Source organism: Streptomyces sp. NPDC039609 (assembly GCF_055596705.1).
On the sequence record NZ_JBVIUJ010000003.1, the window covers coordinates 309,149 to 335,882 of the forward strand.

The following is a 26,734-nucleotide window of genomic DNA, read 5'->3' on the forward strand; positions in this document are numbered from 1 at the left end:
GGCGAGCGTGGCAGGACAGCCGATTCCGCTGGTCAGGGTCGCGATTCCGGCACCATCAGCAGGTGACGGCCAGGCTGTCCAGGTCGAGCGGCCACGCCAAACTGGCCGGCCTGCGCCGCAACGTCCGCGCCCCCTGCCTCCCCCTCGCGTTCCTCGGCGCCTCGGCCTCGCGTGAGCGCGAACCGGGCCTCACCCGACCGGGTCGAAGCCCTGGCTCCCGGAGCAGCCATGAGGGACCACGGCTGCGGTGTCAGTCCGCTGACGTATCCTTCCCGGCACCGCACACCGACTGGGAGGACCAAGAGAATTGACTGGCCTGTCTGCTTTCCCGCTGCCGTTTCAGGCTTCCCGTTCCCTATCGTTCGCGACACCCCGAACGCTGCGGGAACTTCAGATGATGCAGTGCAGCTCGCACATTCGGGCGAAGTCGCGGTGGTTCGACAAGATGAACGATGCTGACGTCGTCGCCAGGTGGACGCAGGAAGCGCTCGCCCAGGGCCTCACCGAAGCGCAAGTTCATTACGTGCTCGCCGAACTCGCGCATTACGCCGCGCTGCGGAACGGGCGAACCGGCGTCGAGGTGTCCGCCGTCGACGGGGTGTGGCAGTCGGACACACTGGTCGACGACAAGCTCAGATCCCGACTGCGCGAGGCGGTTCAGGTTCTGGAACAGGTCCCGGAAGCAGAGCGGGACTGGCACCCCGGATCCGACGGCCAGGTACTGGATCTCGTACATCCCTCACTGTTCTGCCTGGTGAGAGAGGTGAGCGGCGCGCCCGAGCGGGCTTGGCAGAACCCGACGGACCGCTATTCCACGTACGAATTCTCGGATAAATTCCAGTGGTTGCCCACGGACCTCGACGTCAGTGACGACGGCGATGTCACCTTCCGTTCGTACGTCAACAACGTTCACCCCGAGACTCATCACGAACTCGCCTCCGTCCTGCCAGACCTGTTCGCGCGCTTTCGCCCGCTGCTGGAGAACGTACTCACCGATCTGCGCCATCCACGTCCGCTGCGGATCGAGGCCGATCCTTACGGGTGGTACGACTCGGAGCCGGAGTATCCGAACAAATCCTCCTACAGCGATGATGAGGCCTACGCCGCAGCGCGTCGCGCATGGGAAAAGGCCCAGGACGACTGGTGGGAGAACCGTCGCCCGGTCATCCCGGACGCCCCGGCCTTCACTCCGCCCGAGTTGCCCGACAGATCCGCCCGAGTCGACCTGCGCGGCCGCCGTCTCCAGGTCATCGTCAAGCTCGCCTCCATTCATCTCACCCCTGACAAGCCGGAGTACCCCGGCGGTTCCTGGCACGTCGAGGGGATGATGAACGAGCGGATCGTCTCGACCGGCATCTACTACTGGGACAGCGAGAACATCACCGAAAGCCGACTGAGTTTCCGGGCGGCACTCGACGACCCGAACTACGAGCAGAACGATGACAACGGTCTGCGTGAGGTCTACGGCCTGGAGGACGAAGACGCGCTGAACCAGATACTGGGATCGACATCGACCCCAGCGGGCCGCTGCCTGGCGTTCCCGAACATCCTGCAGCACCGCGTCGGCTCATTCCGCCTCACGGACTCCACCCGCCCGGGATATCGCAAGATTCTCGCGTTCTTCCTGGTCGACCCCTCGGAAAAGATCGTCTCGACATCCGATGTGCCACCGCAGCAACCGTGGGCCGGCACCTCGACCATGACGCTCGAACAGGCAAAGGGCTACCGCGAACAACTCATGCAGGAACGCAAGTTCTTCGTCGACGAACACAACGAGCAGCTCTACGAACGGGAATTCTCCCTCTGTGAGCACTGATACCTCGGCCTTGGCCCGCCGGAGCAGTCGCCAGGGAGGAGACCCTCAACGGGCCGTAGGGGGCCGATACCTGTAGGGCGGCAAGCACCACGCGCAGCCGGGCCGCGAACGCCCTCCCGGTACGCCTCACTCGACGGCTCGGCGGCTCGGGCTCGGCGGCTCGGGCGCGGCCGCTCATGGCTCTTGTCGTGCGGGCTGTGAGGCGTCCGGCGCCTACCGCCGTCGAGGTCCGGGTCACCGTGTCACCCCCGGGCAGGCACGGTTGTGGCCGGTGCGAAATCCCTCGCCGCGAGCAGGAGTGGCCCGCCGACGCATCACCCACCGTACTCACGCTCTCGGCGGCCCGGGGCGCGAAACGTCCGGTCCCACCGCTCCGGCCTCGCGCAGTGGGCCGGGTGCCGCGGCGTGTGAACGGCGACGCTCTCGACACGACGATCGGCACCTGGCTCGCTCCCCGCGGCCCCGGCCGCCCGCGACCCGGCCAGGACCGAGCCCGGCAACCGCGTCACTCGCCGGCCGTGGACGGCGAGACCGTGCGCCCCGCCCGTCGCGCCGACGACACCCCCGTGGGTCGCCGCCGAGATCAGCAGCTCTCCGCCTCGGACGCGGTTGATCACTCCCTGCTGCCCGGTCGAGGAAATCGAGCGAGGATGAGAAGGGATACGAGTAGGTGGCCTGAATGAGCGACCGTCCGATCGGGGACTACGCGCTTCTCTCGGACTGCCAGACCGCTGCACTGGTCAGCCGGGACGGCTCCGTGGACTGGTTGTGCCTGCCCCACTTCGACAGCCGAGCGACGTTCGCGCGTCTGCTCGGCCCCGAGGCCGGCCACTGGTCGATCACGCCTACCTCCCCCTACGACACGCAGCGGCGCTATCTGGACCGCACCCTCGTGCTGCGCACGGTCTTCCGCATGCGGTCGGGAGCGGTCAGCGTGACAGACGCCCTTGCGTCCGGCCTCAATGAGCGAGGCCACGACCTGGGGATGGACGCGCCCCATCTGCTGCTGCGTGTGGTGGAGTGCACGGAAGGCCGGGCCGACTTGGATGTCGAGTTCGCCCCCCGGCCCGAGTACGGGCTGGTCAAGCCCTTGCTCATTCCGACGCAGGGTGGGGTCTGGTGCCACGGAGGACCCGACACCCTGGGGCTCTGCAGCCCGGTCCCTCTCGAGATCTCGGCCACCGCCCGCGGCCGGATCGGGCTGCGTGCCGGCGAGACGGCAGCCTTCGCCCTCCAGCGGGTTCCCGCGGGGACGAGCCCCGTCCTGGCGTCTCAGGACGCCATCCTGACCCAATTGGAGGACACCATCAGAGGGTGGCGCTCCTGGTCGGAGCTCCACCAGTCGTACGAGGGGCCCTGGGCCGATCTCGTACACCACAGTGGCCGCGTGCTCCAAGGGCTCACGTTCCAGCCGACAGGAGCCATCGTGGCCGCCCCGACCACGTCCCTGCCGGAGACCGTCGGAGGCGTCCGCAACTGGGACTACCGTTTCGCTTGGGTCCGGGACGCCTCCTTCACGCTGGACGCACTCTGGGTGGCCGCGTGCCCTGACGAGGCAGAGGCCTTCTTTCAGTGGATGGCCCACGCGGCGGCGAGCGACCCCAGCCGGGAATCGTCCATGCAGATCATGTTCGGCATCCGCGGTGAACGGGACCTGACCGAGCGCGTACTCCCCCACCTTCCCGGCTGGCGCAACAGCAGCCCCGTCCGATTGGGCAACGGCGCCTGGGAGCAGAAGCAGCTCGATGTGTACGGGGAGCTGCTGTCAGCCGCCCATCGCCTGCGCGACTATCTCAGCGGCTTGGATGCGCCCACGAAGGCGTTCCTTGCCGGCTGCGCCGACTCCGCCGCCCTGAGATGGCGCGAACCGGACCAGGGCATCTGGGAGGTGCGCAGCGGACCTCAGCATTTCCTCTACTCAAAGCTCATGTGCTGGGTCGCCGTCGACCGCGCGTTGAAACTGGCGGACGATCTCGACGCGTCCGATCGCGTACAGGAGTGGACTTCGGCCAGGGCCGAGATCAGAGCCGCGATCGAGGAGGACGGGTGGAACGAAGAGGCCGGAGCGTACACCCAGGCTTTCGGGTCGGCCGTTCTCGATGCCTCCGCGTTGATGATGCCCATCGTCGGCTTCATCCCCGCCGATGCCCCGCGGATGCAGGCCACCATCGATGCCGTACGCGCTCGACTCACTGGCGGGAACGGTCTGGTCTACCGGTACGCGGGGGCCGACGACGGGCTTCCAGGTGCAGAGGGAACCTTCCTTCTCTGTACTTTCTGGCTTGCCCAGGCGCTGGCCTTGGCCGGGGACACGGATGCCGCACGTGAGGTCTTCGAGCGAGCTGCGCGGTGCGTGAACGATGTCGGGCTGCTCTCCGAGGAGGTCGACTCCGTCGAAGGCCACCTCCTGGGAAACTTTCCGCAGGCGTTCAGCCACATCGGACTGATCAACGCCGCTTGGGCCATCCACCAGGCCACCTGACGAAGGCAGAGGCACGGCCGGTGATCCCGTCCCACGGGCCGTCGGTCGGGTGTCCGCCCTTCAGGGCCGTCTCAGTTCCCAGAGGCGCCAGATCCCAGTGCCCTCGGCCAGGTGGTGGCCACCGCTGACAGTGGCGCGGGTGACCACGTGATTCTTCTTCCGCCACAGGGGAACCAGCGGGACATCCCGTGCGACGGCATGTTGAATTGACCGGAACAGCAGAATGGCTTCCCCGCGATCAACGTGTCGCTGTGTGTTCTGGATCGTCCTGTCGACCTCGGCCGAGGTGTATCCGTTGTGAAGGACGCCACCTGTCCCCACCAGCGGCTGCACGAAGGTCTCCGGGTCGGAGAAGTCCGGCGTCCAGCTGGTGACGAAGGCGTCGAACTCGCCGCGTTGGCACCGTTGTTGATACGAGTCCCAGTCGGCTTCCTCAACGAGTTCGACTTTGAACAGGCGGTCCGCCTCCAGTTGCCGCCTCAGTTCCCTCGCTTCCAGAGCGGCAGTGCCGGTCTGATGGCCCAGGGTGATGGGCACGGGAGTGGTGATACCGGCGGAGCGGAGGCGCTGTGCTGCGTACCGGGAGTCCATCTCAGGGTATTCGTCGAGGAACGCGGTGCTCTGACCGATGACACCTGGGGGGACGAGCGAGTACAGCGGCGTCACCGTGTACCTGAACACCTCGCTTGCCAGTCGTCCGCGGTCGACGAGGGCGGCGACGGCCCGGCGGGCCGCGACGTCTGTCAAGGGGTTCCGTGCGGAGCGAAGGTTCATCACGAGGTGCCGCGCCTGCGCGCTCTCCCCGATGGAGAGGCGCACGTCAGGGTCGCGGGGGTCGATCTGCTCCAGGGCTGTGGACGGAAGTCCGCTGTAGGCGACCTCGATGGTTCGTGCCTTCCAGGCCTTCTCGACGTCCTGCGCCGTCGGGTAGTAGCGGATGTGTATGGGTGTTCCTCTTCGCGTCACAGCCCCCTTGTACGTGGGGTTCGATTCGAGGTCGATCGCCTCCCCCTGCCGGTAGGAGGAGACCACGTACGGGCCGGATCCGACTGTGCTTTCGTTCCCGCGGAGCTTGTCGAGGGGGAACTCGGTCGGATCGACGATCGAACCAGCCCCTGTGGCGATCTTGTGCGGCCATGTGGCATCGGCTGTGCCGAGGTGGAACGTCACGTGCGAATCGCGGGCCTCCACTGAGCGCAGATTCGCGAACAGCGGTCCCGGGCCCAGGGGGTGACGTATCCGCAGGATCCGATCGAACGAATGCTTCACCGCCATCGCGGATACCGGATGCCCGTTGGAGAACACCACGTCGTCGCGCAGTTCGCACTGGAAGGTCTTGAGCGCGGAGTCTGTGAATCCGCAATTCTTGGCCGCGTCAGGTCGGGGAACGGACGACCCGGCGTCGAAGGTGAGCAGGCTCTGGTAGATGTTGCTGTACACGGCCCAGGATCCGTTGTCGTACGCCCCGGCAGGGTCGAAGCTCGTCAGGCCGTTGGCTGTCCCGATGACGATCGGCCGTTGCATCTCCTGCGTCGGCAGCAGCTGACAACTCCCGATCAGCAGCAGTGCGACAGTCCCCGCCGCGATGCCCAGGCGGTTCGGTTTCATGGTTCGGTCTCCTCGTGACAGGGGGACGGCGACGAGCGGTCGCTTCGGCGTTCACGACCGCGGGGAAACGGCCGGCCCCGCAGCTCTGAGGGGCGGGGCCTCCCCGCCGGACGAGGGCGGCCACAGCGGACAGGCCGGTGGCTCTGCTCCGGTCGACATCGTCGTCGCCGCCGTCGCCGCGTTCGACAGGCGGTGGACCGGGGGATCACGCGCCGGTGACGGGGAGGCGGTCCGGCGCCGCGCCCGGCGACAGCAGTATCGGTGCCGGTGCCGGTGTCGTCAGCCGGCGGAGGAGGTGCCGCCGGCGTACGGACCGCCCGCCTTGCCGGCCGCGTACGTCAGCATGGGCCTGACCTGCTCCCAGAAGGTGTTCTGGCAGGAGTACGCCGGATGGAAGCCCCCGCAGGCGCCGCTGCTCGGCCCGATCTCCCAGGTGAAGGAGGGAACTCCGAGCCGGTCGTAGGCCCAGTCGTCGTGGCCACCGCTGGCGTCGTAGAGAACCTCGCCAGGCTGGCCGTACCGCCATCCGCCGGCCAGCCGGGCCATCTCCCTGCCCATGGCCCGCAGCGCGGCGTCGTTTCCACTCTCCGTGTCGCCGTCGAAGCCCCAGGGGAACAGGACCATGTTGGAGTAGCTGTGCAGGGTGACGAACATGCCCTTCGTGGCGGCCGCGGCGGCCGTCGTGTCACCCGTGGCGCGGGTGTCGGGGAACAGCTTGCGGTAGAGAGCCTGGAGTGCCTTGTTCTCGGTCTCGGAGTCCGCCGACCTGCCCTTGTAGACCGGGTCGCACGGGTGGGAGCTGGTGCCCGCGCCACCCCAGTGGCTGCTGTTGTTGCGATTGAGGTCGATGCCGCTGCCACTGCTCGCGCCGTCCACACAAGTGGTGGTGGAGTGCGTGTGGTTGGCGTTCTTGCGATGCCATTGCCGGCCCGTCGGGCCGCCGGTGAAGCCCTGTTGGACCATATCGACACCGTCGGGGTTGCCGATCGGGACCACCCAGATCTCGCGGGTGTCCAGGATGTTCGTAGCCGTCGCGTCGGTGCCGTAGCCGTCGGTGAGGTAGTCGATCCAGCGGTAGGCCATCTCACCCGTGGTCAGTTCGCGGGCGTGCACCTGAGCCTGGACGAGAAACCGCGGTTTGGTGGAGTCGGGCGTCAGTCGGCAGCTGCCGCTGTGCTTCTTGGTGAGACAGATCGCCCTGAGGTCGTAACCGCCGGTCCTGCCGGTGGACTTGCGCCACGAGTCGCCGATGTCGACGACGGTGGCGAGCGACGCGTGATCGGAGGCGACCCGGTCGAGGTGGGCGTACTGGGCGTTCACGGTGCGGTAGCCGCCGTAGTACGTCTTCTCTGCTACGGCCGCGGTGAGCGCGGGAGCCTGGCCGCTGCGCGTGGGCGGCTCCCAGACGGCCGGAGCCAGCCGCTGCTCCACCTTCGGGCGGAGGCCCAAGGACTTGAGGTGCGCGGCGGTGGCCGCGTCGCCGACAACGAACAGGTCGTCGCCGTCGCGGTCCTCGATCAGGTCGAAACCGGCGAGTTTGCCGGTCGGCACATGGATGCCATCGGGGATGCGGTAGACGTACGCGCGGTCGTCGGCGGCCTCGCTCTGCCCGGACGGTGCGGCCATGCCGTAGCCGGTGCCGACCGCGACGGCCGCGACGGTCGTGGCCGCGGCGAGCCAGTGGGTGAACTTCGCTTGCACGGGAACCTCGTTCGGCGGGGGCAGATGGCGACGGTGGGGAGCACGGCCTGTCCGGCCGGGATCGGCACCCGGGCTGGCGGGGCCTTCCGGCCGGACAGGCTGTCGCGGGGGTCAGGGCGTCACTGGCCGATGAAGCCGGTGTAGAGGAGGTTGTTGGGCGAGCCGACGCCGACGCCGGTCACCTTGCCCTTGGTGGCGTTGTTCTTGAGGGCGGCCTCCACCTGGGCAGGTGTGGCCGTCCGGTTGGCGGAGAGGTAGAGCGCGGCGGCACCCGTCACGTGCGGTGCGGCCATCGAGGTGCCGCTCATCGTCGCGGAGGCGGTGTTGCTCGTGAAGCCGGCCGAGACGATGTCGGAGCCGGGCGCGAAGATGTCGATGCAGGGACCGATGTTGGAGAAGTCCGACTTGGCGTCGGACCGCGTGGTGGAGCCGACGGTGATCGCCTCGGGCACGTTGGCGGGGATGACGTTGCAGGCGTCGTAGCCGTAGTCGTTGCCTGCCGCGGCGACGTTGACGATGCCGGAGGCGACGGAGTTCCTCACGGCCGTCGCGACGGCCAGACTGGGGTACTTCAAGCTCATGTTGGCCACGGCGGGCTTCACGGCGTTGCGGGCGACCCAGTCGATTCCGGCGGCGATGGCCGTCGTGGTCGTGCCCCCGGCGCAGTTGACGACCTTGACCCCGACCAGTTTGACGCCCTTGGCCACCCCGTAGGACGCGCCGCCGACGGTACCGGCGACGTGAGTGCCATGCCCATGACAGTCAGTGTTGTTCGTGTCGATGGTGTTCGTACCCCAGGACGCACGCCCGCCGAATTGGGTGTGCGAGGTGCGGATGCCCGTGTCGATGACGTACGCCGTAACACCGGATCCCGTGTTGGGCGCGGAGTAGGCGGCGTTGAGGGGCAGGCTGCGCTGGTCGACACGGTCCAGACCCCAGGAGGAGACCGCCTGCAGGGATGCCTCGGCGTCCTGCTCGACGTAGGCGACGGCCGGGTCGGCGGCGAGCCGCTTGGCCTGCTTCTCGGTCATCCTGACCGAGAAGCCCGTGAGCGCGGAGCTGTACGTGTGCCCGGCCTTCCCGCCGTAGCGCTTCACGAGGGCGGTTTTCCGGCGCTCGACGGCGCCCCTGGCCATGGTGTCGCCCTTGAGGACGACGAGGTAACTGTCCTTGACGGTGTTGCGTGAGCCGGCTCCCAGGATGCTTCCCTCGGCGGCGGTCGCCGTGCCCGGGACGGCAGCCAGCGCGGTGGCGGCCAGACCGGCTGCGAGCGCCGTCCCGAGTATCTTGCGCGCGGGCAGTGCGGATCTCTTGTGCATCAGTGCTCCTTGATGGCAGTGCCGTCCCGGCGGCCTGGTGGCCTGTGCCCGTGGGGGTCGACGGCAGGAGGGCTCCGCCGCGCGTCGGTGGGGGGCGAACAGTCGCGGCGGGGCCAGGACAAGGATTGGGCCGCGCCCAACTGCCTGTAAATCACTGTGCGTTTCCGGTTTCGGACAATGTCCTGTTCAGCAGGGATGGGTGGGATGAACAGGGAGAGATCTCGCATCTGCCGCGAACTGGAGGATTCTTGTGCGCCGTCAGAAAGCCTTGACGATCACCTGAGGGCCACCTACAATCCCCCCACGTCGACGCCCCCACCGTCGATGTGGGAGGTCTGCATGTTCCTGCTGGAGCCGGTCGGTCTCGGTCGAATCGAGAACGACGCCTACCTCGCCCTGCTCGACCTGAGACGGGCCACGGCGGAGGAGCTCGCCGCGAACATCGGATGCTCCCCGCCCGAACTACGGCCCGTCGTCCGCCGGCTCCTCGACCACGGGCTCGTTCAACAGCTCGGCTTCACTCCCGCGTTGTACGCCGTCGTCGCGCCCGACCAGGCCCTCCCCGAGCTGATCAATCGCCGACGCGGCGACCTCGCCCAGATGCAGCTGCACGTCGAGGAACTGGCCGACCGGCTACGTGGCCGGCCCCCACGTGAGGGGAAGCCGGTCGTCGAACTGCTGGAGGGCGAGGACGCCGTCCTGGCCGCGGTGGCCCGGCTCCAGCTGGAGGCGCGCGAGGAGATCGTCGCGGTCGACGCCCCGCCGTACATCGGCGGACAGAGCAACCCGAACGACCTCGAACTGCGCCGGCTCGCGGACGGCGTCGCCTACCGGTTCGTCTACGCCCGCGAGGCACTGGCGTCGCCCGAACACATGGCGGCCATGCGCCGCTGCACCGAGGCCGGCGAACGGGCCCGGATCCTGCCGGACGTCAACCTGAAGCTGATGGTCGTCGACCGGACCACCGCGCTGCTGCCGGTCTCCTACACCGAACCGGACCCGAACGTCCGGCTGCTGGTGCACGAGTCGGCGCTCGTCGACGTCCTCGTCAGCTGCTTCGAGAGCCTGTGGGCGCGCGCCACGCCCTTGGTCGAGGCCGAGGCGCAGCGCGGCCCGTCCGTCAAGGACCGCGAACTGCTGTCGCTGATGGCGTCCGGCATGAAGGACCGCACGATCGCCCGGTCCCTCGGCGTGACCGAACGGACAGTGGGGCGCAGGCTCACCGATCTGATGGCCGAACTGGGCGTGGAGACACGCTTCCAGGCCGGCGTACAGGCGGCCCGCAGGGGCTGGCTCTGACCCGCTCCGGCAGACGGACGGGGGGCGCGTGCTTCGCCGTACATCGGGGGCGGCGCCGGATGAGTCAAGGCTGATGGACGAGCACCTCGCCGTCACGGCTACGGCTACGGCTACGGCCAGGAGCTGTACGACGATCACGTGCCAGCCCGCTGACCAGAGGGCTGGCAGCCCCCGGATCTTGGTCGGACGACTCGTCGTAGGCTGCGTGTTCGTTGCACGAGGGCTCGGCGACACGGCGGGGTGTAGTGGACGACGGTGGCCTCGCAGGCATCCCGGCGTACACCTTCAGTGCGTCGACCCCCGCTTGGTCGGCGGTGAGGCTCCAGCGGAGCCGCACCGCGCTGAAAAGAGGCGGCGAAGTGCAGCTGGCCCCGCCTCCCCCTTGTCTACCTAGCCATCCAGGAATGTCGGTGCGGACTCAGGCGAGACCACCGGCTCCGCCCACGCGGCCGCATTCAGGATGGCCCGTTGCGTCATCTGCCCGTTGACGGCTTCCATCAGCAAATGCCGCACCCGGGGCCCTATATGGACGCGATAGCGGAGGCCTTCGACCTCGACGACGCCGCATTCGGTGGGCGCTGAGCGCGGTCCCTCGTCCGCCACTGGCGTGACCGTCCATCCGGCACGACGCGCCAGGTGAACCCACACTTCCAGGGCACGCTGCGGGTCTGTACCGCCCACCCGCGCAATGATCTCTACTGGATCGGTCCGGTTTTCCATCTCGTTCTCACTTCCGAAGCGACAGGGCCTGTTGATCCATCCCGAGGCCACTGCCACCAGCCAGTGGGAACGCCTCCGTGGTCCTGTTGCCCCAGAGGTAAATGAACTCGGCGCCGGTCGCTTCCCTTGTACCGCGTGGCCACATGCCAACAGTTCAAGATGCCGGTGCCGATCGGAGGTACGGGAAGGCAGGGGCATCGCGAACAGGCCGATGGTGGCCAAGGACTGGACACCTTGCAGGCCCCTCCAGCGAAGTAGCCCACCCGTAGGGGCAGCCGGGAAAGCGTCGGCGAGCCGGACCGGGATGGGCACGCCACTCATCCGGCGTACGCCCGGGCACGTGCTGGGCGGCGGCGCTCTACGAGGTGCGCCAGGACCTCAGGCGATCGGCGATGTCGTAGGAGTCCAGGCGCAGCGACCGGATCTCGTGGATCAGGTCGCGCCACGGCTCGAACGAGGTGTCCACCTGGTGGCCGGAGGCCTCCAGGTAGGAGATGGCGATGCCGTATCCGTAGAGCTCGTTCCGGGCGGGAAGCGGGCGCAGCAGGACGCATTCCTCCAGGAGCACGGCAGCGCGCCAGAAGGCGTCCGGGTCTGCCTGGTCGAGACGGGGGGTGTTCACCCGGTGGCGAGCGCCCATGCTGACGAGCACCGAGAGGTCGTTGACCGTGAGGTCTTTACGAAGGATGTCTTCCTGGCGCTCCAGGAGCCAGCGGTGGTCGATGTGCAGATCCACAGGGTCAGGCCGCCCGCGGGGGCTCGTGCTTGGTCACCGACGGGAGCCCGCCGAAGTCGGCGTCGAATCGGTCGATGATCCCCGGTGCGCTGATGGCGCGGCGGAACGCGGCGGTCGCCGTGTCCTGGAGGCGCTCCTGTTCCTTCTCGGCGGCCACCTGTGCGAGATAGTCCTTCATGGACATGCCGGCGTCGTCGGCCAGGGCCTTCAGCCGGTCTCGAGTCGTGTCGTCGATCTTGACGGTCGTGTCTGCCATGCATCGAGTATGCCGCGCGGTATACGCAGGCGGCTACCCCTTCGGATGGGGCGCGGATCAGGAGGCGGATCGGTGACCGCCCAAGGCTCACCGCGGAGCGGCCGGGTCGTGGGACACACGCCGAGGCGTCGGGCCGGCCGGGTAGCCCCTTGACGGCGCGGTCGTGCCAGGAACGGGCACGCCGCCCCTGAGCGACGCTTCCCTCCCCGGCGGCATGTGCGTGCGTCAGCTCCGTGTCCGTCCACGTAGATGATCGGATCGGACCGCAGCGGTCGGGTGCAGCCGCGGCTCTTCCGGCAGGGTTGGCATCGAAAGGAGGCCTCGTGATCTCGGTACTCAACCAGCTTGTCGATCTCGTCGAGGAGCACCTCGCCGAGGAGCTCGACGTCAACGGACTGGCCAAGGAGCTCGGTACGACCGAGTACCACCTGCGCCGGATGTTCTCGTCGTTGGCCGGCATGCCGTTGTCGGAGTATGTGCGCCGGCGGCGCATGACCGTCGCCGCTGCCGACGTCGTCCGCGGCGAGGACGATCTGCTGAGCATCGCCGTCCGGCACGGATACGGCTCGACGGAGGCGTTCGGACGGGCGTTCCGCGCGGTTCACGGCGCCGGCCCCCGTGACGTGCGCCGCGACGGAGGCCCTCTGCGCACACAACCACGGCTCAGGATCCGCCTGACCGTCGAAGGGAGCATCCCCATGGACACCCACCTCGTCGACCGCCCCGCGTTCCGGTTGGTCGGCCACGCAGCCCGGGTTCCACTCATCCACCAGGGCATCAACCCGCACATCCAGCAGCACATCACCGCACTGCCACAAGAGGAGCATCTCCGACTGAAGGCCCTCGGCGACACCGAACCGGGCGGCCTGCTGCAAGTCTGCGACGACCTCGACCCCGACGGCACGGAGGGGAGCGAACTGACCTACCTGCACGGGGTCGCCGTCTCCCAGGACACGACGGCCCCCGACGACCTCGACGCCATCGAGGTGCCGGCCGGCAGGTGGGCGGTCTTCCGCACCACCGGACCACATCCGCAGACCCTGCAGGCAGCCTGGGCCGCGACCGCGACCGACTGGTTCCCCTCCAACCCCTGGCGTCTCCGGCCGGGTCCCTCGATCGTCGCGGTCCTCGAGCGCGCGGACGACTTCAGCACCGCGACCTGCGAACTGTGGCTACCTGTCGAACCGTCGTGACGGACTGCGGTCACGGAATCAACCCCCCCGCCGAGTAGCCCATCGGTTAAGGCCCCGTCGGCAAGCGTGCGAGCTTACCGACGGGGCCCGAGCGAGGCCTGCTACGCATGGGGCAGGCCCGGCGGGCGAGCAAGGAGTGGGCCCACGTCCTCGCCCAGGCGGCCTGGAGGATCAGGGATTCCCCCTCAGCAGTCCAGCGTGACCGTGCCCGTGGCGCCGTCAACGGTGATCAGCTGCCCGTTGGGGATACGTGTGGTGGCGTCCGGGACGCAGATGACGGCCGGGATGCCGTACTCGCGGGCGACCGTCGGTCCGTGGGCCATCACGGCGCCGGTCTCGGTGACGAGGCCGCCGGCCGTGAGGAACAGCGGGGTCCAGCCGGGGTCGGTCGTCGGGGCGACAAGGATCTCCCCGGGTTCGATGGACGCGTCGGAGGGGTCAAAGACCACACGGGCGCGGCCGGTGACGCGACCGGATGCCGCACCCATTCCGGTGAGCGTCCGGCCGTCGGACGGCAGGGTCGGCAGGAGGGTCTCCACATCCGTACCGTCCGAGAGCAGGGCGACCGGCACGGTGCGGCGGCGTAGCTCACGTTCGTACTCCGCGCGCCGGGCGGTGATCGTGTCGCGCAGGTCGGCACCGGTCTCCACTGCTGTACGCAGCTCGGGGAGTTCGAGGAACATGACGTCGTCAGCGTCTGCGAGCAACCCCTTCGCCTCGAGTTCCGCACCGATCAGGAGCAGACGGCGGCGACGGTCGCGCAAGGCGTGGAGCCCGGCGAACTTGCCCGCCTCGCGCAGCCCGGACAACTCTCTTGACCTGCGGAGGAAGAAGCCGGCGAGGCGGCCACGCAGCGCCTGCTTGCGGCGGGCGCGCTCGGCGAGCTCGGTGAGCATCGACTCGGCCCTCTCCGCGGCGCGCTCGAAGCGACGATCCGGGGCCTGTTCGGGGTCGGTGACACGCAGGTAGTTGGCGAGCATCGTGAACACCGGCATCGGGTTCTCGGCCCAGCGCGGTACGCCGACGTCGACCTCGGCGGCCGACCGGGTGCCGTAGTTCCGGAGGAACGCGGCGAGACCGAAGTCCGGCAGGGTGCCCGCCAGTTGGGCTGCGGCGAGTTCGGACGGGGCGGTACCGAGCAGTATCTCGCGGTGGGGCTCCGCCCGCCGGGCAACGTCCCACAGCGCAAGGTCCATCTCGATCGTGACGTTGTGCGGCATGCCGCCGAGCACCGTGTGGATCTCGTCCTCGCCTGCGATGCCCTTGAGCAGCGGCGGTAGTGCGGCGGAGACGACGAGTCCGCTGACGACGGGCCAGATGATCGCGTCGGCGAGCGTGCTCGACTCGGCGTCCTGCTCGACCAGGTCCAGCAGCTCCGCCGTCGTGGCCGGATCGGTGACCGGCTGCCGGCGGAGGCGTTCGATCTCGCCGAAGACACGGGCCCGCGCCCGCGACGGACGAGCCAGCGCGCCGAGAATCCCGGCGGCCGCCTTCGGACCCGCCTTCATGGCAGCGGCATTGCGCTTACGGGGAGTCTTCCGCGGCGCGAACCGCGGGTCGTCGAGGAGGTGTTCAACGGCCTTCTGCGCGCGCGGCCCGAAGTCGACCGCCATCAGTTTGACGAGCCGCTGCCGCGTCGAGGGGTCACGCAGAGCGTCGGTCAGGTCGCCGTACAGCCGCCCACCGATGTCGACGATCTCGACCGTGAGACCGAACGCCGCGAGCATGCCCGCCAGCATCGACTTCAGCGTGGACATGCCCATCGGTGTGGCGGGCTGCAGCATCCCCTGGACATGGCCGAACTCGACATACAGCCGCGGGCCCGGCTTGTCGCTCGGCGGGGGCGCAGGGAAGAGGGTGGTGATCGGACGCGCCTGCAGCAGCCACAGCTCCCCGTCGCGGTCGTAGGCCCACTCGATGTCCTGCTCCGCTCCGAGCAGGTCCTTGATCCGCTCGCCGGCAGCGCGCAGCTCCTTCCGGCGGGCCGGTGTGAGGCAGCCGCGCTCCTCGTCCTCGGTGCCGTCCAGCACGTAGTGGTCCGCCGCCGTCGCTCCGTCGACGACCGCCGTCCCCAGTCCCGGCGCGGCGTCGACCACGCTCGCGCTGCGCGAGCCGGTCAGCGGGTCGGCGGTGAACAGAACGCCCGCGACTTCGGCATCGACCATGCGCTGCACGACGACGGCCATCCGTACGGAATCGTGCGGGATGGCGTTGGCCTCGCGGTAGGCGATCGCACGCTCGGAGTGCAGCGAGGCCCAGCAGGCCTCGATCGCCTCGATCAGCGCCTCGCCGCCCGTGACGTCGAGGTACGTGTCCTGCTGGCCGGCGAAGCTCGCGTACGGCAGGTCTTCGGCGGTGGCGCTGGAGCGGACCGCGACCGGTCCACCGCCGAGGCGTTCGAACCCTGCGAGCACCTTCGCGCGCGGCACCTCCCCGCTCCCGTACGCCTCGGTCGTCACGCAGAAGCCGTCCGGCACCCGCTCGCCGAGGCGGATCAGCCGGGCGAGACCGGCGGCCTTGCCGCCCACCAGGTCCTGCTGCCCGCTGCCGATCGCCGTCAGCTCCAGCACGTCCATCCGGGCACCTCCTCCGTGCCGACCACGTCCTCCATGACCGACCACACCAGTTTCCAATACGACTGCAATGTACAGCATGACAATACAGGTGCAATGTAAAGTGGGCCGTATGCCACGCAAGGTCGACCACCGTGAACGCCGAGAGCTGCTCGCCGACGCACTGATGCGGCTTGCCGCCGCACAAGGGCTGGAAGGCGTGAGCCTGCGCCAGGTGGCGGCCGAAGCGGGCGTCTCGACCGGGATGGTGCAGCACTACTTCCGCACCAAGGACGAGATGATGACGTTCGCGCTCGGCATGGTCGCGGACCGGATCCGCGCCCGCTCCGAAGCGGCGACCGCGCCCGCCACACCGCGCGACCTCGTCCGCGGCGTACTGCTCCAGATCCTTCCGCTCGACGACACCCGGCGGCTCGAGAGCCACGTCGGGCTCGCGTTCCTCGCCTACGCCGCAGTGAAGCCGGCGATCCGGGAAGGGCTGCGCGAGGACGCCGTGGGGATGCGCGGGTTCATCGCGCAACAGCTGCGTACGGCCGGAGCTGACGGCATCGACCCCGAGCTCGCGGCGATCGGCCTGATGGCGCTCGTCGACGGTCTCGGCATGCAGTTGCTGTCACGGCAGTACGCGGAGGAGGATGCGGTCGCCGCACTGGACGCCCAACTCGCCCTGATTTTCAGCTGATTGATCGAGCGCGGTCACACTCCACCGGGTGGTGCCGCCCGTCCACCGCTGGGCGCCGGCTCTTCGGGATCAAGAGCGCGGCTGCAACCAGTGACGCGCGGCGGCGAGGGTCACCTCGATGTCGTCGCTCCATGAACAGACTTCCAACCACGACAAGTAGCCGTCCTGCGCGAAGGCCAGGACCTCGCCGGGGCACTCACCGGCCTCGGTGACGAGCTGCGCCTCGGCCGCCACGACAGTGCCGGGGCCGGTGGGCGCGGGCTCGACTTCGCTGGTGTCGAGTTCGAAGTAGGCGGTACCGCACCCGCATGTGCAGCGAGCCCGCACACTTAGGTGCGGAACATGCGTACGGAGTGCGGCATGAACCGGATTGTCCGCGTTCAGGACTGACGCAAGCACGTCGGCTACGTCGGAAGGCAGGCTCTCGGTCATCCCGTCACCGTATCTGGCCAGGCGCTTCTGGCTCCGACCTGGTGATGCGGGCACACCCTCTGCGCCCAAAGCCCGCCGCTGCTTCGCCGGAAGCCTGTCCACCGTCACCCGCGCGGCCTGAACGGGAGCCGAGCCACGCTACGGGGCCTGACTGAGGTTCGGGGACCGCTGCTGAGCGGTTGGCCGTTCAGGAGCTCCGTCACCAGGCAGACTCACGGCTGCCCGTCACGTCAGGTCACGTGTGCTGGCGCTTGGCGTCGGCCGGTCCTCCGGGGTTCGGGGTTACGGGGTCCGGTGTTCCGGGGGCCGGGGGCCGGGGCCGGGGGCTGGGAGCGTCTACGCGTCGTAGTCCGTGGTGAAGCAGCCCTTGACCTGGCCCTCGCGGATCTCGTAGCCGCTGGGCACGTCCGCACGGTCGTTCGGGTCGCACGACAACATGCGCAGACCGTTCCGATTCAGGGTCTGACCGAAAGATTCGCCCGTGCCGGCGAGAGCGAAGTTCTGGCCGACCGTGAAGCGGCCACCGCCCTTGGCCAAGGATTCCTGGAACTTGGCCATGTCCCCGAGGAGCAGCACGGTGACGGAATTGCCCCCGCTGTCGAAGCAGACGGCGCGCTCCTTGATGCCCCAGGCGGGGTCCTTGGCCTCGTCCGCCATGTAGGTCTCTCCCTCGCGACTCCGCTCGAGCGGGCTGCAGTCCTCTCCACGCTCTTTGATGACCTTCTGGACTTCGGCCATGGTGTTCGCCATCGGCAGGCCGCCCAGCGGACCGTCGGCGGCAGCCCCACCGTCGCCCCCGCAGCCCGTCAGCGTCACGAGCGCGCTCAGCGCGACGGCTCCGGCGGCGAGGGTCTTGGGCAGGCGCATGGGGTCTCCTTGGGGCGAGTCGGCAGGCTTGGGTGCGCCGGGTGGTCAGACCGCAGCCGTGACTTTCCAGGCGAAGTTCGGCGTCGGGTCCAGGTCGTCCGCTTCCTTGCGGAGCATCCAGTCCCGGACGCTCAGCGGAGGGCACCGCCGTTCGAGGGCGGATTTCCACCCCGACGGCAGATAGTGATGAACTCCTGGCACTGCACAGTCCGTTCGGTGCTCAGCTCAGCTGGCACCTGCGAGCGAACAACACACCCCCACCGATGTGATCATCCTACCGACAGTGCGACGCTCCCCTTCCAGGGGCGGCCGGTGCCACCCGGCCGGCCTTCCGCACCGAGCGGGGGATGATGGGGCTGGAACGACGGAACGCGAGGTCAGGAGCTTGTATGGCGAAGCGGGTTCACCAACCCCGTGAGGACGCGGAGTTCGATTTCATCCTCGGGATGAGCGGAGTCCCGGTACTCGCGTACTTCATCGGGACATGGCCCAAGGCAGTCGATCCCTGCCGGGCGATGGACCTCGTCGTGGGCGCCATCGCCGACGAGTACACAGGCCGCCTGACGGCCGTCCGCACCGACATGACGCGCTGTCCGGTCGCAACCCAGCGATACGAGATCACCGGAGCCCCGTCCTACGTCCTGCTGAAGGAGGGAGAGGCGGTGGCGCACGGCACAGGTCCGATGACCATCGCCGAGGTACGGGAATTCCTGGACGGCCACCTCTGACCGGCCGCCGCGACACCGCGACCGCGCCCCCGTCGCGCAGCGCCGCCCGTGCCGGGGCGCGGCGGCCTCCTCTTCCCAGACCGCACGGACGGCGTCCGGGTCGCGCATCAGCCCCAGTTCGGTGGCCGAGGCGAGCCCTTGGGTGAAGCGTTCGGTGCTGTCGACCGGCCACCACGGTCTCGACCTACTGACGCCCCGTCGGGGACGCACCCGCGGTCAGCGAGGTCAGTTCCGAGGGCCCGGCCGCCTCCGCGGGGCACGCTACAGGGGCGCAGTCGGCGGGCTCGCCCGGGACCAGGTGGCGACGAGCCAGGGCCGCGGGAACCCCTCAGAAGGCTCACCAAGACGCTGCGGGACGCAGGATCTGCTGGGGCAGATGCGGGGCAAGGGTGGGCAGCCAGCTCTGTTCCCTGCGCAGCAGCGCGTCCGCGGACTGCTGCGTCCAGGGCAACCGGACGTCGAGGTCGTCGCCTAGCCGCAACACGTGATTGTCCGAGCCGAGTGCTCCGAGCGTGAGGGGTCGATCGGCCAGGTCAGGATGCCACTCGCGCAGCAGGTTCTGTCTAACGATCTCTGAGGGAGAAGCGCATGGGCGGCTGGCGAAGGCGGAGGAATCGTCCGGTCACGTGGTGCCTTGCGCCAGTCGCGCCAGCAATGTCGGCGGCAAAGCCGTAACCGGGGCTGTCGTCGAGCAACTCCTCGCGCGAGTTGTCGCACTGGGTGGTGCGGGAGTCCTTGTGGTCTGCCCAGCGCTGCGCCCTGTCCGGGCGGGCGTCCGGCTTCGCCAGGGCGTGGGTAAGGGGGGCCCGCACAGAGAGACGTTGGCGCGCTTGTCGAGGGACGGGAGGGTGCGGCCACACGGCCGGTTCTCGAGCTGGCAGCACGCGCCCGGGACGGCCACACCCAGGGCAATCCCGACACCTGCTCCTACCGGCAGTGCCCGGACTGCGACCGCACGCGAACCGTCGAGGTGGTGATCGGGAGGACCAGACTGCGATCTGCCAGACCAGCACTACGATCGTCCCACCGACACCACCGTCAGACCGTGGTCATGGCCACCCTGGGCACCTTCGGCCGCAACAACTTGACCAGCCGTCGCCTGCCGGCCTCGCGGATCTGAGCCGGAGACCTGAACCGCTCCGGCAATCAGGACAGCCAGGTGCTGCAACTGCGACCCCAGGACCCGCCGCCTTCACATCGCGGGACCCTTCATCTGGTCCCCGAGATGATCCGAGAACACGGCTTGGACGAGTGCCGGCTTCCTGCGGACCCCGCTGGTCCGGCAGCGTAAACAGGAGGACGGCCTGCTGGGGTCGTGTCAGAGTCGCCTCATGTCGACCGATGTTGCCTACCCCATCTTCCGTACGCTCGACCGTAACCTGGCCCTGCGCGTGGCCTGGCAGATGGTGGCGTTCGGTACGCAGTCCTATTCCGACGTGTCCGTGGACGCCACGGTACCCACCCTGGCCGAGGTGAAGCGGCTGAGAGAGGCTTTGCCGGATTCCTGGTTCACCTGCTGGCACGGAGGCGTGGACGCGGTCCCGCCTGCTGATATACCGGCTCTGTTCCGTTCGGTTCCCGCGAGAGAACTTCCCGTCGACAGTCCCGGCCTGGATGAGTACCTGCCGCTTTCCGTATCGATGCTGGACCAGCCTGTGGGAAGCATCGAAGATCACTTCGCCGCCGTCGTGGGCCCCTACCCAGCCGAAATCCACTGGGATTCGATGTACTGGCCAGCCGCGCCGGAACGCGGCCTGCACGGAGATGCCAACAACGCCAAGGTCACGCTCCTGCTCCACTGCACCGATCGCGGACTCGATATCCAGGCCGACACGCACACGGTCCTTGTCCACGTTCGACGGCGCAACGGTGATGGTTACGAGGACCGCTTCGCGCAGTGGCTTGCCGAGCAGATCGGCCAGACGGTCATAGGACCGCCGCAGCACCCGTAAGGCCGCGGATCACCCTTCCTGTCCGGTCGTAGTCTGCCGAGCCGCCACCAGGCCCGCGGCGCGAGCCTGACCTGCCCGTGAGGTCTCGGGATCCTCGTCCCGCTACAAAGTCACCAACTGTCGGCATGGATCGAAGCCGCAACCGCCGCCGCCCTCCCCGGCTTCCAGCGGCTCGCCCGGCCACCTGGAACGCGACCTCCCGCCCCCGGTGGACTGGCCGTTCGTCTCCTCCCGCGATATGGCCAGGAGTTGCTCAGAGTTCCGCTCCGGGGCCTCGTGGGCGGCACCTCGGCGGACGCGATGGCGCCGGCGCCGTTGGGCCCGGCCTCGTACGAGCGACGGCCCGCGCTCGGTGGTGTAAGCGCGACGCGACGCCTCCTCGGCCTCGCCCCTGCGCCCGAGTGGGAGCGGCCTCGTCGTCCCGTAGCGCAAACGGCGGCACCCTGCTTGCGGACGGTCCGCATCAACCGCTGAGAGCTTCATGGGGGCCGAGTCGCACGGGTGCGGCGGTGCAGCCGGTGGTGAACGCCGTGCTCGACGCGCACAGTGGCGGGAAGTCCTCGGAGGCAGGTCCCCTCTGGGGCGGGCCGCCCGGTGGATGAGCCGGTCGGGTCCCAACCGGCCGGCTCATCCACCGTTCAGTCGCAGCAATCGCAGCAGCACTTGCACGGATTGCAGCAGCCACCGCCGCAGCCATCGCCCGAACCGCCGCCGGAAGCACCAGAGCCACCGGACCCATGGCCGCCGCCGGAACCGCCGCTGGAGCCGCCGGAGTTGCCGCCGCCAGAGCCGCCGAACCAGCCGTCGCCCCCGGAACCGTCCCTGCCTGAACCATCCCGGCTCGAGCCGCCGTTGCGGTTGCCGTCGCCGAACTGCAGCGGCTCTCCCTCATCCTGGCCGGCGTCCTCGTCGCAGCGGCAGCAGTTGAAGCACAACCTGCAATCGCCGCACAACCGGCGCCACTCGCGACACCGCCGGCACTGCCCCTCCGGCGGCCGGTTCGAAGCCATCGGCCCGCCCTCCGGGGCCGCGCCCGCAAGCACCCCCACGCCGCACGCCGTGCCCGTGCCGGTCTCCGAGGGCGATTCCGTCGCCGTACGGCGTCCCAGCCAGGGCAGCATGCGCGGGCCCTTCACCTGGCGGCGGTGCTGATGGTGACGATGCCGGGGGTCGAAGACCCGATCGACGGCACGCTCCAACTCGCCGCCCAGAAGCGCCTGTACCAGCCGCCCATCGACAAATACGGCCTCGGACAGGGCGAGTCGGATGCCATGGACGGCGTCGTCGCAGAGCCGGCGCACCTCGGCGGGGTCCGCGCCGGTCACGGCGATCGGATTCCACGCCCCGGACGCCTTGTCCGAATCCAGGTCCTCCACCGCGTCCAGCAGATGCGCCAGCCGACCGAACAGACGGCCGGCCTCCGCCAGAGGTTCAGCGTTGCCCGGGCGGCCCGTGAGCACCGCGGTGTGCGCGAACGCGGCCGCGGTTGCCGTCTCCGTGGGCTCCGTGACCGTCAGCAGCGAGCCACCGGGGCCGGTCGTCCGCTCGACCTCCGGCTGGCGCTCGACCGCCCCGAGCAGTACCGCGGTGTCGAAGCCGAGCCGTTCGCCGCCTGCGGCGCCCGCACGGTCCCAGCCATGGGCGATCCGGCGTGCCGCAAGCGCCACCGGGCGGCGCCCCAACAGGCCGTCGCCGTCGGATATGTGGTCACGTATCTTCGACGCGGCCAGCACCAGCGACACCGTCGCCGCCAGCCGCGCACCCTCACCCTGCGCCACGTCCGCCGACTGCATCCCGCGCAGCGGGCACGGACCGGCGCCGCGACGCCAGTCCCCGGTTCGCTCCGACTGTGCTTCGGTCAGCACCGAGACGATCAGACCATCGTAGTTGGTGGCCACCCTCGCGAACTGCCCGTACTCGCTGCGCAACGCCAGGCACAGCCCGCACAGATGCGCCATCCACTCGGTACGCAAGCCCTCGCCCAGGCGATGACGGCATGGCCTGATGATTCCGAACACCGAAGTTCTCCCCCGTTGGAACAGCTGCCCCGACACATCCGGTCGGACGACTCACGGACGCAAGACTGCACATGAGACACGACCGCGCGTGACGTCAACCGCAGGTGACATCGACGCGCGGCCGACATCCTAGATGGTCCCTTCCGAGGGATGTCTCCGGAACGAGTACGAGAGAGTACGAGAGGTTCCGAGGCGTTCGCGTGGCGAACAACCGGGACGTGTCGACGGTGAGCGCGCCGCTCCCCCCACCCGGCGCAACGCATCCGCTGGGTGAGGTCTGGCCGTGTGACGGATCGGCCGTGTCGACGTGGCGGTGCACGCGGTGAGTGCAGGATGGAACACGCTTCCACGCCCCCGTCACCGACAGGAGAGCTCCCCGTGCTCGAACGCAAGCAACGCAAGAACCGGACCGAAGTCACCTTCGTGCTTCCCGCCGACAACCCGCCCGGGCCGGTCAGCGTCGTGGGCGACTTCAACGGCTGGGATCCCCACGCCCACCCCCTCCACCCCCGGGAGGACCGGACGCGGGCCGTAACGGTCGCGCTTCCCCGAAAGACCAGCCACGCCTTCCGCTATCTGGCAGCCGGCGACTACTGGTTCAACGACGAGACCGCCGACGGCTGGGACGGCCCCAACAGCCGACTGAACACCTGACCCCCGGCTCACCCCGATCCCGAAACGTCGGACCACCCCGGCGCTGGACCAGGCGCCTGGCATCGGCACCCGTCCCCCAAATGACCAGCCCGCCACCTGCCGGCCCAGGTCGGCAGAGGTGCCCGTGCGCGCCGTGGCGGGTGGATCGGGGTCACCGAAGTCCTGGCGCGCAACGGGCGTGGCGGGGCGGGAAGCCCTGACGTCGCTGCACGGTCAGGGAGGTCGGAGGCCTCGTCCCGTCAGGTCCGACGCCTGGAGGGGGTTGAGGCCCGCTCCAGGTGGGCCGACGCGTCCGCTCTGCGAGCGTGGAGGGCGTGGGCGCCCAGCGCGAGCGGGGTGTGGCCGACGAGTTCGAGGCCGTGGTCTTCGAGCAGCCTGGCGTAGTGGTCGGACGTACGCTCGCGGCCTCCGGTGTTGCACATCATATGGAGGTCCCACGCGGTGGCGAGCGAGGGGGCGGCGTCGGCCGGCAGGAGGCGTTCGACGATGAGAAGGTCCGCGTGCCGGGGCATGGCGTCGACGCAGTGACGCAGGATGCTCCCGCATCGGTCGTCGTCCCAGTCGTGCAGGACGCGGGAGAGGATGTAGACGTCGCCGCCCGGCGGCACGTCCGCGAAGTCGCCCGCCCGGTATCCGCATCGCCCGCCGACATCGGTGGCGTCCAGGTACGTGCGCGCCGCCGCGAGGACCTGCGGGCGTTCGAGGAGGATGCCGCGCAGGGTGGGGTGGGCGGTCAGAATGCGGCCGAGGAGTTCTCCGGTGCCGCCGGCGATGTCGACCACGGTGCGGGGGCGGCCGGGGGCGGTGGCCGCGGCGGTGAGGACCGGGTGCGAGGGGAGGGGATCGAACATGGCGGCGCTCGACGCCATGGACTGGTCGAACAGGGTGGCGAGATCGGGGTCGCGGGCGAAGTGGTCGAAGTGGTTCTCGCCGTAGAGGTGCTCGAAGCCGGGTTGTCCGCTGCGTACGGTGTGGGTCAGGTGCGCGAAGGACTGGTAGAAGGGGCCGCCGTACATCAGCGCCAGGGGCCGCATCGAGCCCGGGGCCTTCGCTTCCAGGAGTGCGCCGACGCCGGTGAGGCGGAAGCCGTCGGTGCCTTCGGAGACCACGCCCAGCATGGCGAGGTACCGCAGCAGGGTCGCCAGGCTCTGTGGGTGGGCGCTGACGGCCCGGGCCAGCTCCGAACTGTCGACCCCGGTGTGGCGGTTCATGGCCTCCGGTAGCCGAAGCCGCGCGCAGGCCGCCAGGGCCTGGGTGCTCCAGGCGCCCGTCAACAGCCACAGGAGCGATTCCGCCGGCTGCGCTTCGCCTGCCTGTCGCGCCTGCCCCGCCGGGGAGAGGGGTCGGTCGAGGTACTCGGCCAGTACGTCACGGTGGTCTCCGCCCGCGTACAGCTCGACGCGCCGGTACGCCGTCTTCGTGTCGGCAGGGGCGGTGAAGTAGAACACGGTGCCGTCCTCGTGCGGGTTGTAGCCGCCTCCGTCGGCGACGGCGCCGTGCCGCGCGAAGCTCGCCAACAGCCCGCGCAGCACCAGCGGGTCGGGCTGCGCGACGTCGAAGGCGAGGTGGGCCTCGTGGTCCAGTCGGCGTTCCTCGGCGGCGATCCCGGAGAGTCCGGAACCCGGTGGCACCGTGAGCGCGAACACTTCGACCGCCCGGGGTTCCTCGGCGGGGCCGCGGACCACGGGACGGAGAATCCTTACGTCAAGATCCTCGGGACGGCGGCGGTGGCGTGCGGCGAGGCGTTCGCGCACGACGACGCTCGGTTGCGCCTGCGCGTCGGCGGGCAACCCGCACGCCGCCAGGTCCGCCCTCAGCGCCTGCGCGTCGGGAGGGAACACGAGCACGGCGGCGTGCGCGAAGCGGCACCGGTCCGTCAGCGCCCGCAGTTCGGGACCGTCGAGGCCTGGCAGCACGCGTGAGAGCAGGACGGACGTGTCCTGCTCCCGGACGAATCCGGCCGTCGCGCTCAACCGCTCCACGTCGCCTCCGGCGTTCGCGGTCATCGTGGTCGTGGGCGCCGTGATCGTGGGCGTTGCAGTCGTGGGCGTTGCAGTCGTGGGCGTCGTGGCCGCCGTCGTCGTGCTCGCGGGCATGGTGAAGGGATGGTCGGAGTGCATTCCCTGTCCGTGGGTGAAGGAGGAAGCCCGGGCCAGGCGGCCGGAGCATGCCGTGCGCAGGCACAGGCACGGGCAGCCCAGGGCCTGGCCCGGAACGGGGCGATGAGAAGAGAAAGAAGAGAAGAAGAGGAGAGAAGAGGGTCGGTCAGATGCCGACGTAGTTCTCGGCGAACCAGTCCTGTTGGGTGCGCGACATGCGCAGCGAGGCGATCCGGGAGTAGCGCAGACGCTCCTGGAAGAGGGAGTCGTCCTCGGAACCCGGGGCGTCGTGCAGGAGGCGGATCATCCAGTGCGAGAACTCCTGGGCACGCCAGATGTGGGCCAGGCACCGCTCCGAGTAGGAGGCGAGTGGCCCGGGGTCGCCGTGAGCGAGGTCATCGGTCAGGGCCCGGGCCAGGATCTCTGCCTCCAGCACCGCGAGGTTCGCGCCCTTCGCGGCGGAGGGGCTGATCAGGGCGGCTGCGTCGCCCACCAGGAACAGCGAGCCGTGGCGCAGCGGTTCGAGCACGTCGGACTCGAGGTCGACGACGGCGCGCTGGACGACCCGGCCGCGCAGCAGGGGTCCGTACTCGTTCGCGCGCATGCGCAGGTCGAGTTCGTCCCAGATTCGGTCCTCGCTCCACGTGTCGGCCCGGGTCCCGCGTTCGCACTGCAGGTAGTAGCGGGTGATCTCGGCGGAGCGGGCCATGTGCCCGGCGAATCCGCGCGGGTGGGTCGCGTAGCCCACGGCGTCCAGGCTCGGCGGCGCCTCGGCGAGCAGCCCCAGCCAGGACACGCCGTGGTCGCGGTGGTGGCGGTGGACCACGCCGGGCGGAAGCGAGCGCCGCCCCGCCCCGTGGCGGCCGTCGCAGGCAGCGACGTACCGTGCCCGCCACCGTCCCGGGCGGCCGTCCCCGTCCCGTACGGTCACCGTCGGTGCGGGGCCGTCGGCGTCGGACACGGCGACCGCCTCGGTGTCGAAGTGGATCCGCCCCCCGGCATCGATGAACCGCGCCAGCAGATCGGCGACCAGCTCATGCTGCGGATAGACGGTGTGCGGTTCACCCCGGCCGAGCCGTCGGTAGTCCAGGCGGAAGCGGCCGTCCTCGGTACGGAACTCGCAGACGCTGTGCTCCTGCCCGCGCCGGCGCAGTCCCGCGTCGAGTCCGTTGCGTTCCAGGATCCGCACGGTGTTCGCGGCGAGGAAGCCCGCCCGTGCCCGGTTCTGGACGTGGTCACGACCGGAACGTTCCAGCACGACACAGTCGATGCCGCTGCGAAGTAAGAGGTTCCCCAACACCAAGCCGGCCGGGCCGGCCCCGAGGACGACCACATCGGCCGAGTCCTGGGCGACCCGGGCGTACTGACTCTCTGTCACAACGGTGGATCATAGGCACTGAAATATATGTGGACAGTCAAATATCACCCGAATGCCTGCATCATGCGAAAAGGATTCTGCCGTCGCCGAGGAACTCCTTTCGCCGACTGTTGCCGACCTGACGGCGTGGAACGCCGCGCGCGAGGCCGCCAGGGGCCACGACGCCCCCTCGGATACCCCCTCCGCGCCCATCACGGACAGCGGCATCGCGATGATCCATG

Annotated in this window: 20 protein-coding genes and 1 pseudogene; 8 read left to right on the top strand and 13 right to left on the bottom strand. The window is 69.3% G+C overall.

The features are described 5' to 3' along the window. Window positions 1–307 precede the first annotated feature (307 nt). Both ACZ561_RS10550 and ACZ561_RS10555 read left to right on the top strand, forming a co-directional pair. Complete coding sequence (locus ACZ561_RS10550) at window positions 308–1,816, top strand: DUF4246 domain-containing protein (protein ID WP_470992089.1); 1,509 nt, start codon at window positions 308–310, stop codon at window positions 1,814–1,816. Between the two features lie 679 nt (window positions 1,817–2,495). Continuing rightward, a complete protein-coding gene (locus ACZ561_RS10555; RefSeq protein WP_470992091.1) occupies window positions 2,496–4,298 on the top strand; it encodes a glycoside hydrolase family 15 protein in 1,803 nt (600 codons plus the stop codon). A gap of 60 nt (window positions 4,299–4,358) precedes the next feature. On the opposite strand, the gene ACZ561_RS10560 is transcribed toward ACZ561_RS10555, so the two are convergent. The 3 genes from ACZ561_RS10560 to ACZ561_RS10570 form a co-directional block, all read right to left on the bottom strand. Then, entirely contained in the window at window positions 4,359–5,906 is a 1,548-nt protein-coding gene (locus ACZ561_RS10560) for an ABC transporter substrate-binding protein (protein WP_470992094.1), read from the bottom strand. 279 nt (window positions 5,907–6,185) lie between these two features. Next, complete coding sequence (locus ACZ561_RS10565; RefSeq protein WP_470992097.1) at window positions 6,186–7,607, bottom strand: M14 family zinc carboxypeptidase; 1,422 nt, start codon at window positions 7,605–7,607, stop codon at window positions 6,186–6,188. A gap of 119 nt (window positions 7,608–7,726) precedes the next feature. Next, window positions 7,727–8,926: a S8 family peptidase gene (locus ACZ561_RS10570; protein WP_470992100.1), complete on the bottom strand. Its 1,200-nt coding sequence runs from the start codon at window positions 8,924–8,926 to the stop codon at window positions 7,727–7,729. A 339-nt stretch (window positions 8,927–9,265) separates the two neighbouring features. Between ACZ561_RS10570 and ACZ561_RS10575 the strand changes: the two genes are divergently transcribed. Further along, window positions 9,266–10,225 (top strand): helix-turn-helix domain-containing protein, encoded by a 960-nt coding sequence (locus tag ACZ561_RS10575; RefSeq protein ID WP_470992103.1) that lies wholly within the window; start codon window positions 9,266–9,268, stop codon window positions 10,223–10,225. Window positions 10,226–10,615: 390 nt separating this feature from the next. On the opposite strand, the gene ACZ561_RS10580 is transcribed toward ACZ561_RS10575, so the two are convergent. From ACZ561_RS10580 to ACZ561_RS10590, 3 genes are all read right to left on the bottom strand, one after another. After that, the gene (locus ACZ561_RS10580; RefSeq protein WP_470992106.1) at window positions 10,616–10,945 is read right to left on the bottom strand and encodes a hypothetical protein; all 330 of its coding nucleotides are present in this window, start codon (window positions 10,943–10,945) and stop codon (window positions 10,616–10,618) included. A gap of 358 nt (window positions 10,946–11,303) precedes the next feature. Further along, entirely contained in the window at window positions 11,304–11,681 is a 378-nt protein-coding gene (locus tag ACZ561_RS10585; RefSeq protein WP_470992109.1) for a toxin Doc, read from the bottom strand. A 4-nt stretch (window positions 11,682–11,685) separates the two neighbouring features. Beyond that, complete coding sequence (locus ACZ561_RS10590) at window positions 11,686–11,937, bottom strand: antitoxin MazE7 (RefSeq protein WP_470992112.1); 252 nt, start codon at window positions 11,935–11,937, stop codon at window positions 11,686–11,688. Between the two features lie 323 nt (window positions 11,938–12,260). Here ACZ561_RS10590 and ACZ561_RS10595 point away from each other — a divergent pair, with 323 nt between their 5' ends. Then, window positions 12,261–13,130, top strand: a complete 870-nt coding sequence (locus tag ACZ561_RS10595) for an AraC family transcriptional regulator (protein WP_470992115.1) — start codon at window positions 12,261–12,263, stop codon at window positions 13,128–13,130. A gap of 185 nt (window positions 13,131–13,315) precedes the next feature. Here ACZ561_RS10595 and ACZ561_RS10600 read toward each other — a convergent pair whose 3' ends face one another. Continuing rightward, complete coding sequence (locus ACZ561_RS10600; protein WP_470992118.1) at window positions 13,316–15,706, bottom strand: PEP/pyruvate-binding domain-containing protein; 2,391 nt, start codon at window positions 15,704–15,706, stop codon at window positions 13,316–13,318. 109 nt (window positions 15,707–15,815) lie between these two features. On the opposite strand from ACZ561_RS10600, the gene ACZ561_RS10605 reads away from it, so the two are divergent. Then, window positions 15,816–16,385, top strand: coding sequence for a TetR/AcrR family transcriptional regulator (locus ACZ561_RS10605; protein ID WP_470992121.1), 570 nt, complete (start codon window positions 15,816–15,818; stop codon window positions 16,383–16,385). A 69-nt stretch (window positions 16,386–16,454) separates the two neighbouring features. Here ACZ561_RS10605 and ACZ561_RS10610 read toward each other — a convergent pair whose 3' ends face one another. Together ACZ561_RS10610 and ACZ561_RS10615 are read right to left on the bottom strand one after the other, a co-directional pair. Then, the gene (locus ACZ561_RS10610; RefSeq protein ID WP_470992124.1) at window positions 16,455–16,817 is read right to left on the bottom strand and encodes a hypothetical protein; all 363 of its coding nucleotides are present in this window, start codon (window positions 16,815–16,817) and stop codon (window positions 16,455–16,457) included. Between the two features lie 336 nt (window positions 16,818–17,153). Then, window positions 17,154–17,684, bottom strand: a complete 531-nt coding sequence (locus ACZ561_RS10615) for a hypothetical protein (protein WP_470992127.1) — start codon at window positions 17,682–17,684, stop codon at window positions 17,154–17,156. Window positions 17,685–18,073: 389 nt separating this feature from the next. On the opposite strand from ACZ561_RS10615, the gene ACZ561_RS10620 reads away from it, so the two are divergent. Beyond that, entirely contained in the window at window positions 18,074–18,412 is a 339-nt protein-coding gene (locus tag ACZ561_RS10620) for a thioredoxin family protein (protein ID WP_470992130.1), read from the top strand. 54 nt (window positions 18,413–18,466) lie between these two features. Here the strand turns inward: ACZ561_RS10620 and ACZ561_RS10625 are convergent. Beyond that, window positions 18,467–18,983, bottom strand: a pseudogene (locus ACZ561_RS10625) (protein kinase family protein); the annotation flags it as partial. A gap of 760 nt (window positions 18,984–19,743) precedes the next feature. On the opposite strand from ACZ561_RS10625, the gene ACZ561_RS10630 reads away from it, so the two are divergent. Beyond that, window positions 19,744–20,364, top strand: coding sequence for a hypothetical protein (locus tag ACZ561_RS10630; protein ID WP_470992132.1), 621 nt, complete (start codon window positions 19,744–19,746; stop codon window positions 20,362–20,364). 638 nt (window positions 20,365–21,002) lie between these two features. On the opposite strand, the gene ACZ561_RS10635 is transcribed toward ACZ561_RS10630, so the two are convergent. Then, the gene (locus ACZ561_RS10635; protein WP_470992135.1) at window positions 21,003–22,382 is read right to left on the bottom strand and encodes a DUF5685 family protein; all 1,380 of its coding nucleotides are present in this window, start codon (window positions 22,380–22,382) and stop codon (window positions 21,003–21,005) included. A 378-nt stretch (window positions 22,383–22,760) separates the two neighbouring features. Here ACZ561_RS10635 and ACZ561_RS10640 point away from each other — a divergent pair, with 378 nt between their 5' ends. Beyond that, window positions 22,761–23,036, top strand: coding sequence for an isoamylase early set domain-containing protein (locus ACZ561_RS10640; RefSeq protein WP_470992138.1), 276 nt, complete (start codon window positions 22,761–22,763; stop codon window positions 23,034–23,036). 239 nt (window positions 23,037–23,275) lie between these two features. Here ACZ561_RS10640 and ACZ561_RS10645 read toward each other — a convergent pair whose 3' ends face one another. Then, window positions 23,276–25,132 carry a methyltransferase gene (locus ACZ561_RS10645; protein WP_470992141.1) on the bottom strand — a complete coding sequence of 619 codons (1,857 nt, stop codon included), beginning with the start codon at window positions 25,130–25,132 and terminating at the stop codon, window positions 23,276–23,278. 169 nt (window positions 25,133–25,301) lie between these two features. Further along, a complete protein-coding gene (locus tag ACZ561_RS10650) occupies window positions 25,302–26,513 on the bottom strand; it encodes a 4-hydroxybenzoate 3-monooxygenase (protein WP_470992144.1) in 1,212 nt (403 codons plus the stop codon). Between the last annotated feature and the right edge of the window lie 221 nt (window positions 26,514–26,734).

Coding starts and splice junctions, on each gene's coding strand:
- ACZ561_RS10555 (WP_470992091.1), top strand. CDS start 2,496: ATGAGCGACCGTCCGATCGGGGACTACGCGCTTCTCTCGGACTGCCAG.
- ACZ561_RS10560 (WP_470992094.1), bottom strand. CDS start 5,906: ATGAAACCGAACCGCCTGGGCATCGCGGCGGGGACTGTCGCACTGCTG.
- ACZ561_RS10570 (WP_470992100.1), bottom strand. CDS start 8,926: ATGCACAAGAGATCCGCACTGCCCGCGCGCAAGATACTCGGGACGGCG.
- ACZ561_RS10575 (WP_470992103.1), top strand. CDS start 9,266: ATGTTCCTGCTGGAGCCGGTCGGTCTCGGTCGAATCGAGAACGACGCC.
- ACZ561_RS10580 (WP_470992106.1), bottom strand. CDS start 10,945: ATGGAAAACCGGACCGATCCAGTAGAGATCATTGCGCGGGTGGGCGGT.
- ACZ561_RS10590 (WP_470992112.1), bottom strand. CDS start 11,937: ATGGCAGACACGACCGTCAAGATCGACGACACGACTCGAGACCGGCTG.
- ACZ561_RS10600 (WP_470992118.1), bottom strand. CDS start 15,706: ATGGACGTGCTGGAGCTGACGGCGATCGGCAGCGGGCAGCAGGACCTG.
- ACZ561_RS10605 (WP_470992121.1), top strand. CDS start 15,816: ATGCCACGCAAGGTCGACCACCGTGAACGCCGAGAGCTGCTCGCCGAC.
- ACZ561_RS10610 (WP_470992124.1), bottom strand. CDS start 16,817: ATGACCGAGAGCCTGCCTTCCGACGTAGCCGACGTGCTTGCGTCAGTC.
- ACZ561_RS10615 (WP_470992127.1), bottom strand. CDS start 17,684: ATGCGCCTGCCCAAGACCCTCGCCGCCGGAGCCGTCGCGCTGAGCGCG.
- ACZ561_RS10620 (WP_470992130.1), top strand. CDS start 18,074: ATGGCGAAGCGGGTTCACCAACCCCGTGAGGACGCGGAGTTCGATTTC.
- ACZ561_RS10630 (WP_470992132.1), top strand. CDS start 19,744: ATGTCGACCGATGTTGCCTACCCCATCTTCCGTACGCTCGACCGTAAC.
- ACZ561_RS10645 (WP_470992141.1), bottom strand. CDS start 25,132: ATGCCCGCGAGCACGACGACGGCGGCCACGACGCCCACGACTGCAACG.